We start from the raw sequence: 280 nt of genomic DNA on the forward strand, positions 1-280 counted from the left end.
GCTCTGGGCCGCGTTACCACGATATTCTGGTTGTCCACCTGACATCATGGATGTGTACCCCGATTAGGCTTCAGCAGATGCAGCATTCCGCTGAGTGTGTGTTTTGCGGTTTGTATCGACTCAGGGCTACGCGTCTGCGTTAGCGTCTTCGTCGGCTGCTCTGCGCCCTCTGGCGGGGCTGAAGCGTCTTGACGCTCGGGGCTCGCTTTTGCCTTGTCGTCAGGGTTCCATTGGCTGTTGAAATCGCCGCGAACGGCCATGCCGACGAGCGTCATTAAGT

General features: G+C 57.9%; 1 protein-coding gene. It reads right to left on the reverse strand.

Going from position 1 to position 280, the window contains the following annotated elements; all coding sequences use genetic code 11:
- Window positions 1-44 precede the first annotated feature (44 nt).
- A partial coding sequence (locus tag AAEY79_RS14610; protein ID WP_352289031.1) for a hypothetical protein occupies window positions 45-280 on the reverse strand: 236 nt, incomplete at its 5' end.

This window comes from Psychrobacter sp. GW64-MNA-CIBAN-0177 (assembly GCF_040309585.1).
GTDB lineage: Bacteria > Pseudomonadota > Gammaproteobacteria > Pseudomonadales > Moraxellaceae > Psychrobacter > Psychrobacter okhotskensis.